The organism is Bradyrhizobium sp. BR 1433 (assembly GCF_051547665.1).
Classification (GTDB): Bacteria; Pseudomonadota; Alphaproteobacteria; order Rhizobiales; family Xanthobacteraceae; genus Bradyrhizobium; species Bradyrhizobium australafricanum.
On sequence record NZ_JBPUGG010000001.1, the window covers coordinates 2,254,054 to 2,267,883 of the forward strand.

Consider the following 13,830-nt stretch of genomic DNA (forward strand, 5'->3'; position numbering starts at 1 on the left):
GAGACATCTCAGCCAGTTTAACACATTGGCTCCGGCGAAAGCTGGGCGCTGCCAAGCGATGCCATGGGGCCCCGATCGCGCGCGCCTTCGACCGTGCAATAGGCAACTCAACGTAAAGCCGCGTTTGGCGCGAAGCACAGCTATGAACAGAGATGCCTAGTTGCCGTCGTTCCAGATGTCGGTGGTCAGCTTCCAATCATCGCCGACCTTCTCCCAAACCACGACATACTTTCCAGTCACATCCTTCGGTGTCGGTCCCTTGGTCTTGAGGGCGAACGTCCCAATCTCGCGCGCCGCGGATGGGCCAAGGGGCTTAACGTCAAGGGTTGCGAGCTTCGGATCGCCAACTTGTTCCGCCATGCTTTTCCACATTGCCTCGATGGCTGATCGGCCGTGAACCATCGCGGTACCTGGCGGGAATGCGGTCGCATCCGTGCTGTAGAGTGACGCAACTCCCGAGAAGTCGCCCTTGTTGAACAATTCAATCCATTTCGCATTGATGGCCTCGATCTCGGCTTTTTGAGCTAACGCCGGTGCGGTAAACGAGATCACGAATGCAATCATCAAGGCTATGCTACGCATGATCATCTCCAAATATGTTCGATGCGAATGCAGGGCGGACGTTGACTTGACAAGAACCGGATGCGTTGAATGAGGTATCCCAGACCGGGTTTGGCGCGCCAGCAATTCCGGGGAATTACCGTCAGCAACATTGACTAACCAGCGCAACGCGCGCCTTATGGTAGCAAGTGACTTCGCGCAATTTCTCACCAATTCTCAAGCCGGATGCTCGGCCAGTGTGAAGCCAATAGCGACGTCGTATCCCCGCTCTGGAATTATGGTGCGCTCGGAGGGCGTTCGCATTTGCTGCGATTGCAACAGCTTACTTGGAAGGATGAAGGAACAAGGCGCATTTTTCCCGGTCAGAGGTGCCTTTCGCACTGCCGTGCAGGTCGGCGAGACTGCGCGCAACCGCGCGAATCTTCGCCGGTGTTTCAAGGCAGGCACCACCATATTTCTGCACGACGATGGGCTGGTTGCGCATCTAACCTCGCTCGGAAGCCTTGTTCGCCTCGCCCATCGAACCAACACCGCCTATCCATGTACCAATGACCTCAAAGTTCGGATTAAAGGCGACAAGATCCGCGCGGTATCCGGGCGCGATCCGTCCAAGCTCGGACCCAAGGCCTAGAAATGCCGCGGGCGTCCGGGAAGCCATGATAAGAGCATCGACAAGGGAGATTCCGATAAGCGCAACAGCGTTGCGCACCGCCTCGATCATGGTGAGGTGAGCGCCCGCGAGCGTGCCATCCCGGTCAGTCAGGCGATTGTCATGCAACGTGATCTCCCTTCCCTGTAGCAGGAATTTCCGGTCGCTCGTGCCCGCCAATGGCATGGCATCGGTAACCAGCATCAATCGATCGCGTCCCTTGCAGCGCAAGGCAACACGCAAGCCGGCGCGGTCAACGTGGATGCCGTCGCAGATGATCCCTGCAAACAACCGGTCATCTCCCAGCGCGGCGCCCACCAAGCCCGGCTCTCGGGCGTTCAACTGCGACATGGCATTGAACAGATGGGTCACCCCCGAGACACCGCGATCAACCGCCTGCCCGATTTCGGCTGCGGTGGCGTCGCTGTGGCCGGCCGCGATACGCAATCCGGCGCCGATCAATTCATCGATCATGGACGCGGGCACGCATTCCGGGGCCAAGGTCACCATGGAGCGACCGCGGTCCCCGAAGCTTTTGATGGCGGCGAGATCGCGCCGATCGGGCACGCGTATCTCGGCTTCCGGATGAATGCCCTTGCGAGACCTGTTGAGGGCCGGACCTTCCAGATGAAAGCCGAGCACGCCAGGAATTTCGAGGCACGCCTGAGCTGCTACAGCCAATCGTTCGATGACCTCGCTTCGATCGGTGATGAGGGTTGGCAAACAGCCCGTGGTGCCGGCCTTGCGGTGAGCCTCGACGATGCGGCGAACGCCGGCCTCCGTTGGCTGGTCGTTGAGAAGAACGCCGCCGCCTCCGTTCACCTGAACATCGACGAATCCGGGTGCAAGTATCGCATCTCGGGGAAGGTGGATCGAGGCGCGCGCTTCCTCGGTAATGCCTTCGATCCGCCCCTGCGATATCCTGACCAACCCCGGCCCGCGCATGTCGGCACCGTCAAAGATGTGCTGCGCAGCAATCGAGAAAACCACGGAAGACCCAGCTTGGCCCATAAGTGCTGATCCGAGAATGGCAATCACGGACTCGTGAGGCAAGTCCCGTGCTGTACAGGTCCCTATATGTACACAACGGGCTTCAGGGACCCGGAGCTAAATCCTTGCGTTAACTTCTCATGGAAACAAAAGGTACCACCTATCTCGGCATCGATGGGGGCGGAACCCGCTGCCGCGCCCGGATCGAGGACGAAAACGGCAGGGTACTCGGTGAAGCGAGCTCGGGGCCTGCCACGACCCGGATTGGCTTCGACAGGGCCTGGCGGTCCATCATGGAGGCCACCGAAGCGGCGGCCGCACAGTCCGAACTGACGCGCGAGGATTTCGCGCGGATGCACGCCGGAATTGGCCTCGCCGGCATTGGTCGCCGGGGCGCGGAAGCGGCGCTCAAAGAGATCCCGCATCCCTTTGCGTCCGTTATCTTCATCAGCGATGGCCTAGCTGCCTGTCTCGGCGCCCATAGCGGCGCGGACGGGGCCATCGTGGTGGCCGGCACGGGCTCGGTGGGTGTCGGCCTGATTGGCGGCAGCGAGATCCGCATCGCCGGTTACGGCTTCCCAGTCTCGGACGAAGGCAGCGGCGCCGACATTGGCCTGCAGGTCGTTCGATTGGCGCTGCGGGCCGCGGATCGCCGCGGCGAGCTGACACCATTGCTTGCAGAGGTGCTGGGCGCATTCGATCAAGATCCTTATCAGGCCGTGGCGTGGTCTGAAGAAGCTCGGGCCACCGACTACGCCGCGTTCGCGCCGACCGTGATGCGGCATGCCAATCAGGGCGATCCGGTCGGCCGCCGCATTGTCGAACGCGCGGCCGATGCCATTGGCGATCTGCTTGATCTGTTCCTGGCTAAAGGAATTGACCGGCTCGCGCTGGTGGGCGGGCTCGCGGATGCGATTACGCCCTGGCTAACCCCTGACCTGCGCGCCCGCTTGAGGCGTCCTGACGCCGACGCAGCGGCCGGCGCACTGCTTGTGGCCCGAGGGCGGCTCGACCTGCGCAAGCTGGACCCGCCCAAGAGAGAAACTGACCATGAACAGGCTTCGTGGTTCCGCGTTTGATGGTGCTTGGATCACCGATATGGCCACCGAAGAAGTCGATCCCAGATTTACCGACCTTGATGCATGGTCGCTGACGTCAGCGATGGAAGCGATGTGGGAGGGCCAGCTTGCGGCGGTCGCCGCGATCGGCCATGCCCTTCCCGCGATCACCGCGGCAGCCGAAGCGGCCAAGACGGTGCTGGGCGACCGCGGACGCATTGTATATGTCGGCGCTGGCACGTCAGGCCGCGTGGCGGTCCAGGACGGCGCCGAGCTGACGCCGACCTTCGCTTGGCCCCGCGAGCGCGTCCGCTTCGTCGTTGCCGGCGGTGACAGCGCGTTCGTCACCAGCATCGAGGGCGCGGAGGACGATGTCGATGATGCAGTCACGCAGATCAGCGCCGCACGACTCACGCCGCACGACGTGGTGATTGCGGTAGCCGCCAGCGGCACAACGCCGTTCACGGTCGCGGCGCTGCAGCAGGCAGGGTCTTTCGATGCAGTAACGATTGGTGTCGCCAACAATCCCGGCACCGCACTGCTGGCATTGGCAAAGTTTCCGATCCTGGTCGAGACCGGCCGAGAGCTGATCGCCGGCTCCACGCGGATGAAGGCGGGCACCGCGCAGAAGGTCGTGCTCAACCTGATCTCCTCGGGGATCATGCTGCGCCTTGGCCGGGTATATCGCGGCATGATGGTGAACATGCCGCCGACCAATGCCAAGCTGAAGCGGCGCGCCGAGGCCATGGTGGCGCAAATCGCGCGCTGTGATCCGTCGCACGCGGCACGCTCGCTCGAGCAGGCCGAGGGAGACATCAAGATTGCAGTCCTTCTGGCGCTCGGTGTCGACAGGGTTGATGCGAAGACCGTTCTGGAGAACTGTGACGGCAATCTTCGGCAAGTGTTTGTCGAGCTTGCCAAGAATTGTGACTCGCATCGTGACCGACTCCCAAAGGGAGCGGCGGGACGCGGCCGAGGCGGAGTGGTTGAGCCGTGACGACATCCGCGATGGCGAGCGAAATCGGGGAACGCGCGGATGTTGTCGCTAACATTGTTCGCAGCCGACCCGCCTTGCGCGACATCGCACAGCGGATTGGGATTGACTCCGCCCCTTTGTGCGTCGTGTGTGGTCGGGGAAGCTCCGGGCATGCCGGGGTTTTCTTGAGATATCTTGTCGAGACGCGGCTTCGTCTTCCCGTTTCAGCAAGTGCTCCCTCGGTGATCACGGCATTTCGCACACCTTTGATGCTCCGCGATGCGCTGTTCATCGTAATCTCGCAATCGGGGCGCAGCCCGGATCTCGTCGCAGCGACCAGGTCGGCACGAGCCTCGGGCGCACGCACGATTGCCATCGTCAATGCGACGTCGTCGCCGGTGGCTGACGAAGCGGAATTCGTCGTTCCGATCGAAGCCGGCCAAGAATACTCCGTAGCGGCCACGAAAACCGTGATCGGCTCGATGGCCGCCAGTGCCGGACTGGTTGCCGAGCTGGCGCAAGATCGTGCGCTGCGGTCAGCCCTCGACCGGCTGCCCGAGCGCCTGCACCGCGCGCTGGTGCTCGACTGGTCGGAGATTGCCGATGATCTCGTCAAGGCATCAGCTGTGTTTGTGGCGGCTCGGGGCCTGGGCCTGGGCTCGGCGAAGGAGATCGCGCTCAAGCTTTCGGAAATCATGCGCCTGCCCTCGATCGGACTGAGCGCCGCCGAGCTGCAGCATGGGCCACGTGCCGCGCTATCATCGCGCACGCCAGTTGTCATGATGCGCCTCATGGATGAAACGGCGGCCACGGTGGACGCACTGGCAGAGGAATTGCGTGAGCAAAAGATCGCGCTGCATCTCTGCGGCGGACCGCATGGCTCGCTGCCTTGGTTGGTCGAGGATGACCCCGCCACCGACCCGATCACCATGCTCGTTCCGGCCTACCGGATGATCGAGCAGGCGGCATGCGCGCGCGGATTTGACCCGGATCGTCCCCCTCGCCTGAGCAAGATTACCGAGACGTTTTGACTGATCGCTGGCTGGCGACCAAAACGCGAGCAGAAGCGACCGAATGCGCGGCAAAGGCGACGAGGCTGATCGCTATTCTCCCGCTCATAACGGTCTGGTTGCAGGTTCGAGTCCTGCCGGGCCCACCAAGCGGATCAATATCTTACTCGGTTCTCGTTGCCCGTAGCGCGACGACCGCACCAGAAACCGCACCAGATACGTGCACTTTTCGTTCGCGCGCAGGCTCCAGCGCAACAATTATCCGACGGTGTGAGACAGATCGTTTGGGTAGACGGTGAGCGAAGCGGGCGTCTTTTGTCGCTCGCCAGTCGGGCACACCTCGAAGAAGCCGCTGATCAAGAGACAGCGAAATCGTGGCTCTTTGCGCTGCCGAAATGCAAGGTCAGCTCATGGTTGCCGGCAGAGCGATGCTTCTGAAAATGCTTGGCTTCCAAGCGAGCAATCGAAGCTACCGTAAGCTCCTGGATTCTCAGTACCAACGCGCAGCTTGAGCAAATTCAGAATTGCGGAATCAAAATCCGCTCGAATATTCAGCGATTCCAATGGGCATTTGGAAAAACTAGCCGGATCCGCAAATGGGTCGCCTATCGCTACTGGCAGAACAAGTTCGGCCTCGACCATAACGCCGCACCCGGCGTTTGCACGATCGCCGCTACAGGCCAGAGCACCAACACCTGCCCTGAATCGACCGTTTACGGCGGCGTTACGGTTAAGTTCTAGCCACGGCCATCGATGTAGACGACGGCGTCGCGTCGGCCCGCGACGCCGTTCCCGCTCGGCAAGGCACCCACTTCGAGCACGAGTGTCACGACGTCACGCTGGAGCACGGGCGCAACAGCGCACGATCGGCGCTGGATCAGTTAGGGAGACGTCTAGTGCCAACAGTTCTTCATCAACTAACGCCCGAGATTGGGACGTGAGTGTGCATGGCGAGCGGAGCTTTACGCAGAGGAATGTTGACAGACCTCGGGCTTCCGTCGAGCGAAAGCGACATCTGTCGCAGGAAATCGAAAGGATCATTCCCACTTTGCTACTGGTGCCACGTCACAAGTGGCAAGTAGTGATGTGGCAAGCGCATCACAACGAGATCCTTCCGTCGCACGATATTGGTCGGATACGGCGTATCGAGATTGCTCGTATCGATGGTGGCGACGGCACCCTCTTCCTGATCGAGGATCGCGGTTTCCTGCCGCGGGAAGACGAAATTGTCCGGACCAAACACCGCACTCGCCCCCAGGAAGCCGCGCGGAGGATCGAACACGTTCGCGAACGCCAGATAGACGTTGTTTTCGCCGCCGCGCGTGCGGAACGCATGCCAATGATAGGGATCGGCGCCTTTCGGGATCGGATAGTTGTGCGGGATGGCAGTCCCCGCGTGCGATCCGGTGAAGACGCCCGCGATCGCCGACGGGCAAGCGACGATGTCGCATCCGCGAAGCGCCAGGGAGCGGATGGCCTCGGGATAGAGGGCGTCGTGGCCGATGGCGATGCCGACCCGGCCCAACGCGAGATCAAAGACCTTCCATCTGTCGCCCGCCGTCGCCCATCCCATATCGGCGTTGCCGAGGTGGATCTTGCGATAGCTCCCGGCGAGGCCCTCGGGCCCCGCAAGGACCGCCGCGTTGTAGATGCCATCGCCATCGCGCTCGGCAAGACCGGCAACGATATACGTTCGCAGCTTCATGGCGATCCTGGTCAACGCCTTGACGGCGGGCCCCTCCACTCCCTCGGCGCGCGCGGCCGGATCGGTCAACCCGGTCAATGACAACTCAGGAAACACGATCATGTCGGGTTGGGCAGCTGCGACAAGATCGCGGGCGCGATGCTCGATGGTCGCCAGGTTTGCAGCAACATCGTCTGCCGGCGAAAACTGCACGACCGCGAGCTGCGACAGCTTCCCCTTTGGAATGGGCTGGTAGCCGTAGAGCTTGAAAAAGTCTCCCGGATTCCAGGTAAAACTGTTGGTCATCAGCTCCGGGTAGAGCTCCGGGCGCCGTTTTTCGAACACCTTCTCACCGAGCACTTCCCGCTTGCGCGACTTGCCCAGATCGACCTGCGCATAAGCGATGCCGTCCCCGCTATCGATCGACACCGCGACGCGACCATCCGGCTCGATGATGCAGCTACCGCCCGAGAACTGTACCGTACGCTCCAATCCCCAACGGTTTGCCTCGATCACGTAGCATGAGTTCTCGAATGCCCGATTGATCCAGTAAGGCGCAGGCGTGCGCTCCTGCAGCCAGTTCGAGATGTGGCAGATCACGTCGGCGCCCGCGACCGCCTCGATGCGTGCGGTCTCGAAAAAGTGCAGATCCATGCACACAAGCATTCCGATCCGACCGAGCTCGGTATCGAAGACCTGATGCGCGACGTCGCCGTTCGCCGCCCATTTGGGCTCGGCGATATAGGGATGCGATTTGCGATGCCGGCCGACGATCCCGTTCGGTCCGATGAGGACGGCCGTATTGTAGTAGAGCTCGGTCGCGGGATCGACCTCGGGCATCCCGAGCACGATGTAGCAATCATGCTGCTCGCAAATCCGCTGGAAACGGTCGGTCGACGGGCCAGGCACGGTCTCGACGAACGGCTTGACCTCGTCGCGATCGTACCAGCAGTACCCCGTCGTCCCCATCTCGGGCGTGACGATCAGGCGCGCGCCCTCGGCTGCGGCCTCAGCGCAGAGCTTGAGCAGACGCTCGATATTGCGCTCCTTCTCATACATGGTCGGCTCGAACTGAACCGTTGCGGCGCGGTAGCTCGTGGGTATCGTCATTGATGTACTCCGGAGGATGCCGTCAGACGGCCATGTGCTCGTGAACGAGCGTGTCGGTGAGAGTGGCGATCGGCCCAGACGCCACGATCTGCCCCTTCTCGAGCATCGCGAAGCTGTGAGACGCAAAGCGAACGAAGTCGATGTTCTGCTCGACGAGGACGACGGTGAGCCCCATCTCGCGATTGAGGCGAACGATGATGCGCTCGATCTCCTCGACAATCGACGGTTGGATCCCCTCGTTCGGCTCGTCGAGCAGCAACACCTTCGGGTCGGCTGCGAGCGCGCGGGCGATCGCGAGCTGTTGCTGCTGCCCGCCGGAAAGCAAGCCGCCCGGCCGGTCGAGGTTCTCGATGAGATAGGGAAACAGCTCCCCAATGAAGTCCGGCACCACATGCTTGCCGTCGCGGCGGGCAAAGCAGCCCATCAGGATGTTTTCCCGTATCGTGAAGTCCGCGATGATCTCGCGCCCCTGCGGCACGTAGGCGATCCCGGCGGCGGCCCTCAAATGCGTCGGCCTGGCCGACAGATCCTCGCCATTGAGGATGATCCGCCCGTCGGCGTGATCCGTCAGCGCCATGATTGTCTTCAAAAGCGTCGTCTTGCCGGTGCCGTTCCGGCCCAAGACGCTCGTCACCTGTCCCGCCGGAATGGTAAGCGACAAGCCGTGGAGAACGTGGCTACGGCCGTAGAAACTGTCGATATTGGAAAGCTGGAGCGTCACGACAACCCCTTTGATCCGAGATAGGCCGCGCGGACCTTCGGGTTCGCTTCGATCTCCGAAATCCCGCCCTCGGCCAGAACGCGACCGAGATGAAGAACGGTGATCCGCTGCGCAATCTCGCGCACGAAGCCCATATCGTGCTCGACCACGAGCATCGTGTGCTGCCCCTTCATGCCGTTGATGATCTCCGCGGTTCGCATCGTTTCCGCTTGCGTCATGCCGGCTGTCGGCTCGTCCAGCAGCATCACTTTTGGGTTCTGAACCATCAGGATTCCGAGCTCGAGCCATTGCGTCTGGCCATGGCTGAGATCGGCCGCGGCAGTATTGATCTGGTCACGGAGCCCGATCAGTTCGATCGCGCGATCGACCTTCTCGCGCGCGATCGCCGGATGGCCGAAACCGAGGTTCGCCATCACGCTGGTCCGTCGGCAACTCGCGACCTGGAGATTCTGCTTCACGGTCAGGTCGCGAAAGACGCTCGGGATCTGAAATTTCCGGCCGACACCTGCACGCGCGATCAGGTGCTCAGGCCAGTTTGTGATCTCGGTATCGTAGACCCAGACGCGCCCTTCCGTGCTCGGTGTCTTTCCGCTGACCAGATCCATCAGCGTGGTCTTCCCGGCCCCGTTCGCGCCGAGCAGAACACGAAGCTCCCCGTCATCGACGGTCAGCGAGACGTTGTCGACCGCCTTGAAGCCACCGAAGTTCACGCCGAGTCCGTCGATCGTGATAGCGACCGCCGACATCCTCAAGCCTCCTTCGTTTCGGTGACAGCCGCGCTGGAGACCGGAACGTGAGCAACACGCGGCTTGCCGCGCGCGACCGCGCCAAGCCGTCCGATCAGACCATGCAGGAGCCCACCGAGGCCTCGAGGCAGGAACAGCACGGTCAGCACAAAGACCAGGCCAATGATCGCTTTCCAGGCTCCGACCAGCGTCTCCGTTTCACTGATGCCGGCCTCCATCATATTGATCAGAATTGCTCCGACGCACGCGCCCAGGATCGAGGCACGGCCACCCACGGCCGCCCAAACCACCATCGTGACGGAGAAGGCGAGATCCATGAAGGTCGGCGAGGCAAACTGCGCGACGATCACGTAGAGCATGCCCGCCAGGCCGGCGATCGCCGCCGCCACGCAGAAGAAGAACGTCTGGTAGAGCGAGACATCGAAGCCGAGGTAGCGAACGCGCCGCTGGTCGTCCCGCGCCGCCTGCAACACCAGACCGGCCCGGGTCTCGACGATCAGGCGCGTCGCCACCAGGGTCACGGTCAAGATACTCGCGACCAGCCAGTACGTGCCCTTGCTGTAAGGATCGAACTCGAAGCCGAATATCTCAAGCGAGGCGAGGTCCGTCAGCCCATTGAAGCCACCCGTGACCGGTTGCGCGTCGACCAGCACGAGGCGAACGAGGAGCACCAGGGCCAGCGTAATGATCGAGACAAATGGACCTTCGATCCGCTTGCGGAAGACGATGATGCCGAGCAAGGCCGCCACGACCACGGGCAGCACAATTCCCATCACGAGACCAAAGCCCTGATGCTGGAATGGCAGCCAGAGGAATGATGCCTTGTTGATGCAACACAGCTCGGTCGGCGCACCGGGCTCCGCGTTCCAGAGCATGAAGTCCGGTACCGGTCTGTCCGCCCCCTGTTGCAGGCTGGTCGGACTCGCCAGCTTCAACGACATGGCCAGCATGTACGCGCCGAGCCCGAAGAAGAGCCCCTGCCCGAGATTGAGGATACCGGCATAACCCCACGACAGCGCGATCGCGATGCCGAGCATGCCATAGACGAGGAACTTGGCGATCCGGTTCAGTCCGAATTCGTCAACGAACAGCGGCACCGCGAAAATTGCGGCGATGAACAGCGCGTAGGCGCAAAGTGTCAGCTTGCGATCGAGAGTCATGGAGCTCAGCGCCGTTTGAACGAGAAGAGCCCTTCGGGCTTCAGAACGATGACGAGAATTACGGCTGCGAACACCACGGCACGCGCCAGGATGTCGTTGGTCGCCACGGCGACGAGCGCATTGGTCTCGCCGAGAAGTCCGGACGCCATGATCGTGCCGACGAGGCTTCCAAGCCCGCCGGTGACCACGACCATGAAGCCGTCCACGACCATGCTGGAGCCGAGATCGGGCGAGACCCCCTTGAACCCGGACATCATGACGCCGGCGACACCGGCCAATCCCGAACCGTAAGCGAAGGTCAGCGCATTGACCTTCCTCACGTCGACGCCGCACGCGGCCGCCATTTTCGGGTTGCGGATGATCGCTCGGACCTTCATCCCGAGCGAGGTCCGATACATGATGAACCAGGTCAGCGCCGTGAGCACCACGGTCACAAGCACGATGAAGCCGCGATAGGCGTTGAGTTCGACGCCCGCGATGTTGACCGCTCCCTGAAGTTCAGCAGGCACTGCGACGTTCTGCAGACCGGTCCCCAGTCCGTCGATGTGGATTCCCAGGAACGTCAAACCGAACTCGAGCCGGATCGCCTGCTGAATCAGCATGGAGACTCCCCACGTCGCGAGCAGCGTATCGAGAAGCCGTCCGTAGAGGCGGCTCACCACCAGACGTTCGATGATCCAGCCAAGGGCTGCAGCGGCCAGAAATGCGAGCGGTAACGCCACATAGAAGCTGGTCTTCAACCAGATCCCGGAGAGCACGGCCACGTAGGCCCCCGCCATCACGATCTCGCCATGAGCCATGTTGATGACGCCCATGGCGCCATAGGTGATCGCAAGACCGAGCGCGACCAGCAGTAGAATCGAGCCCAGGCTGAGGCCGATGAAAAGAACGTCGATCATGAGGCGTACCGCAATCCAGCACCTGCCGCTGCGAGAGTCCGTGAGGCGGCGATCGCCTCACGGGTTGAATGATGAGCTCAGATCTTGAGCTTCGACGTATCGAGCCCCTTCGAGGTGCAGAAGAGATTCGATTCGGTTTCGCCATAGGCGAAGTACGGAAGCGGCTTGATCGGATGCGGATAGGCATCGACCACCTTGCTCTGGCCGTCCGCCTGCCACTGCCCGATGCGCGGGGTCAGCCAGCAATGCAGATCGTCGGCGTCGATCGTCACCGCGCCGCCGGGCGCCTCGTAGCTCTCGCCGGCGATGCCGGTCCGGATCCCCTGTGCGCTGAGATCCTTGGTCTTCTCCACCGCCTGCTTCCACAGGAACACCTGGAAATAGGCGGCTTCCAGCGAATGGTAGGTGACCTGCTTCGGATCGTTGACGAACTTGCGGAAACGCTCGATGAAGCTCTTGTTGCCGGGCATGTCGAGCGACATGAAATACGGGAACGAGGTATAGCTGCCGGCGGCGTAATCCGCGCCCATGGCGGCGATCTCGATCTCCGACGTCACCGTCGCGCAAATCGGAATCTCGGCCTGCGAGATGCCCTGGTTCTTGAATTCCCGATAGAATGCGATGATGGAGTTGCCGACGACGTTGGACAGCACCACGTCCGCACCCGACTCCTTGATCTTCTTCACCATGACCGCCCACTCGGAATGGCCGAGCTCGAGATATTCGTCGGCCACCCATTGGGCGCCTGCGGCCTCGATCAGCTTCTTGGAGACCTTGGCCATCTCGCGCGGGTAGATGTAGTTCGAACCGACGATGAAGAACTTCTTCTTGCCCAGGGTCTTCACGATCCACGGGATGTAGTTCGCGAGCTGATGGTTCGGCACGGCGCCGGAATAGATCACGTTGCGCGAGCACTCGAAGCCTTCGTAATGGGTCTGGTAGAATAGCATTGCACCGCGCTTCTCGAAGATCGGTAGCACAGCCTTGCGGCTCGCCGAGGTGTGGCAGCCAAAGACCGTCATGATCTTGTCCTTGACGATCAGCTTGGAGGCCTTTTCGGAGAACGTCTTCGGATCGGACGCGCCGTCCTCGACGACCACCTCGACGGGACGACCAAACACGCCGCCCGCGGCATTGATCTCGGCGACGGCCATCGAGACGCCGTTGGCGAGAAGCTTCTCCGCCACGGCCAGATTGCCTGTTTGCGAATAGAGCGCGCCGACCTTGATCGGTTCGGCGGCAAAGGCACGGCTCACGATCTGCGGCGCGGCAAGACTGGCCGAGCCGAGCGCGGCGGCTTTCAGAAGATGACGGCGACTTACGTTCATAGAACTTCCCCTGTTTCCAAAAGTCGATGAAAGCGGAAAAACATCCGTCTCCCTTCGTCCCGCGCCGGCGAACTTCCGCCAGCACCCGCCGGGATCAAGGCGAGCGCCATCGGTCGAACAAACATGTCGACGTGACGATCATCTCGAGGTGAATGGGCTGACGGCCTTGTCAGCAGGCAAACAAAAAACCCGCACCATCCTCGGTTCAGAGGACTGGGCGGGCTTCATCGCCGCAGTGTAACGCGCCTTGCGCGCTACACACCTAGAACATGGCCTCAAGGATTGAGGGGATGCGCCAGGAACATCTGTTTCAGATGTTGCCGGATACAAGCATCGTTTTTTATCTAACGCAAGAGCGTTTCGGAATTAATGACCGCGTTCGCGATCTCGTCGATCGGAAGACGCTGCGCCATCGCCTCCTGACGCAACTTCGCGTAGGCATCCTCCTCGTTCAAATTGTTTGCCGCCATCAGAATCGCCTTGGCGCGCGCGATCTTCTGATCGCCGAGAACCTTCCTCTTGTACTTGCGCGCCTCCTTCAAAAGGCGTTGCCGCTGCAGCCAGAGATTGCGGGCAATGGCGAGATTGGTGAGCAAGCCAAACGGCTTGATCGGTCGCTCGATCACGGACAACGCCCCGCTCTCGAGCACCATTTGTAGCATCGATGGATTCTCGTAGCTCACAATGGCGAGGATGGTCGGCGGCGGATTCGGCATCGACCTCAGCAATTGCCCGATTTCCTCGCGCGCCTCGTCTTCCATCGAGAGAAAGACGATATCGCATCCCTGCGGCACCGACGGCGGCACCGGCCACAACAGGTTCGCCATGCACCCGATGCGGCGCAGATGCTCGACGAGCCGTTCGCCATCGGCATCGAATGGATGAATCACGGCGACATCGAGATCGCGAAGGTCCTTGAGAAGAGCGACAGACATGGA

The 13,830-nt window shown here is 61.6% G+C and carries 14 protein-coding genes; 4 read left to right on the top strand and 10 right to left on the bottom strand.

Annotated elements, in window-relative coordinates:
- Positions 1 to 156: 156 nt before the first annotated feature.
- The 3 genes from ACSKB9_RS11390 to nagA form a co-directional block, all read right to left on the bottom strand.
- Positions 157 to 582, bottom strand: coding sequence for a YybH family protein (locus ACSKB9_RS11390; RefSeq protein ID WP_438073194.1), 426 nt, complete (start codon positions 580 to 582; stop codon positions 157 to 159).
- A gap of 301 nt (positions 583 to 883) precedes the next feature.
- On the bottom strand, positions 884 to 1,045 hold the full coding sequence (locus tag ACSKB9_RS11395; protein ID WP_438073196.1) for a hypothetical protein: 162 nt from the start codon (positions 1,043 to 1,045) through the stop codon (positions 884 to 886).
- Positions 1,046 to 2,221 (bottom strand): N-acetylglucosamine-6-phosphate deacetylase, encoded by a 1,176-nt coding sequence (nagA, locus tag ACSKB9_RS11400; RefSeq protein ID WP_438080164.1) that lies wholly within the window; start codon positions 2,219 to 2,221, stop codon positions 1,046 to 1,048.
- A gap of 119 nt (positions 2,222 to 2,340) precedes the next feature.
- On the opposite strand from nagA, the gene ACSKB9_RS11405 reads away from it, so the two are divergent.
- The 4 genes from ACSKB9_RS11405 (at position 2,341) to ACSKB9_RS11420 (ending at position 5,985) form a co-directional block, all read left to right on the top strand.
- The gene (locus tag ACSKB9_RS11405; protein WP_438073198.1) at positions 2,341 to 3,279 is read left to right on the top strand and encodes a BadF/BadG/BcrA/BcrD ATPase family protein; all 939 of its coding nucleotides are present in this window, start codon (positions 2,341 to 2,343) and stop codon (positions 3,277 to 3,279) included.
- 19 nt (positions 3,280 to 3,298) lie between these two features.
- Positions 3,299 to 4,255: an N-acetylmuramic acid 6-phosphate etherase gene (locus ACSKB9_RS11410; protein WP_438073200.1), complete on the top strand. Its 957-nt coding sequence runs from the start codon at positions 3,299 to 3,301 to the stop codon at positions 4,253 to 4,255.
- An 11-nt stretch (positions 4,256 to 4,266) separates the two neighbouring features.
- Positions 4,267 to 5,265, top strand: a complete 999-nt coding sequence (locus tag ACSKB9_RS11415) for an SIS domain-containing protein (RefSeq protein WP_438073202.1) — start codon at positions 4,267 to 4,269, stop codon at positions 5,263 to 5,265.
- Between the two features lie 423 nt (positions 5,266 to 5,688).
- Positions 5,689 to 5,985, top strand: coding sequence for a hypothetical protein (locus ACSKB9_RS11420; RefSeq protein ID WP_438073204.1), 297 nt, complete (start codon positions 5,689 to 5,691; stop codon positions 5,983 to 5,985).
- Between the two features lie 310 nt (positions 5,986 to 6,295).
- Here the strand turns inward: ACSKB9_RS11420 and ACSKB9_RS11425 are convergent, their stop codons facing one another.
- The 7 genes from ACSKB9_RS11425 to ACSKB9_RS11455 all read right to left on the bottom strand — a co-directional run bounded on the left by ACSKB9_RS11425 (position 6,296) and on the right by ACSKB9_RS11455 (position 13,827).
- A complete protein-coding gene (locus tag ACSKB9_RS11425) occupies positions 6,296 to 8,038 on the bottom strand; it encodes a nitrilase-related carbon-nitrogen hydrolase (protein WP_438073206.1) in 1,743 nt (580 codons plus the stop codon).
- A 22-nt stretch (positions 8,039 to 8,060) separates the two neighbouring features.
- Entirely contained in the window at positions 8,061 to 8,759 is a 699-nt protein-coding gene (gene urtE, locus ACSKB9_RS11430; protein WP_438073208.1) for an urea ABC transporter ATP-binding subunit UrtE, read from the bottom strand.
- Positions 8,756 to 9,505 carry an urea ABC transporter ATP-binding protein UrtD gene (gene urtD / locus ACSKB9_RS11435; protein ID WP_438073210.1) on the bottom strand — a complete coding sequence of 250 codons (750 nt, stop codon included), beginning with the start codon at positions 9,503 to 9,505 and terminating at the stop codon, positions 8,756 to 8,758. Before urtD ends, urtE begins: the two co-directional genes overlap by 4 nt.
- Positions 9,506 to 9,507: 2 nt before the next feature.
- Positions 9,508 to 10,665 carry an urea ABC transporter permease subunit UrtC gene (gene urtC / locus ACSKB9_RS11440; protein ID WP_438073212.1) on the bottom strand — a complete coding sequence of 386 codons (1,158 nt, stop codon included), beginning with the start codon at positions 10,663 to 10,665 and terminating at the stop codon, positions 9,508 to 9,510.
- A 5-nt stretch (positions 10,666 to 10,670) separates the two neighbouring features.
- Positions 10,671 to 11,564, bottom strand: coding sequence for an urea ABC transporter permease subunit UrtB (urtB, locus tag ACSKB9_RS11445; RefSeq protein ID WP_438073214.1), 894 nt, complete (start codon positions 11,562 to 11,564; stop codon positions 10,671 to 10,673).
- 77 nt (positions 11,565 to 11,641) lie between these two features.
- The gene (locus tag ACSKB9_RS11450) at positions 11,642 to 12,892 is read right to left on the bottom strand and encodes a transporter substrate-binding domain-containing protein (RefSeq protein WP_438073216.1); all 1,251 of its coding nucleotides are present in this window, start codon (positions 12,890 to 12,892) and stop codon (positions 11,642 to 11,644) included.
- Between the two features lie 344 nt (positions 12,893 to 13,236).
- Positions 13,237 to 13,827: an ANTAR domain-containing response regulator gene (locus ACSKB9_RS11455; RefSeq protein ID WP_438073218.1), complete on the bottom strand. Its 591-nt coding sequence runs from the start codon at positions 13,825 to 13,827 to the stop codon at positions 13,237 to 13,239.
- Between the last annotated feature and the right edge of the window lie 3 nt (positions 13,828 to 13,830).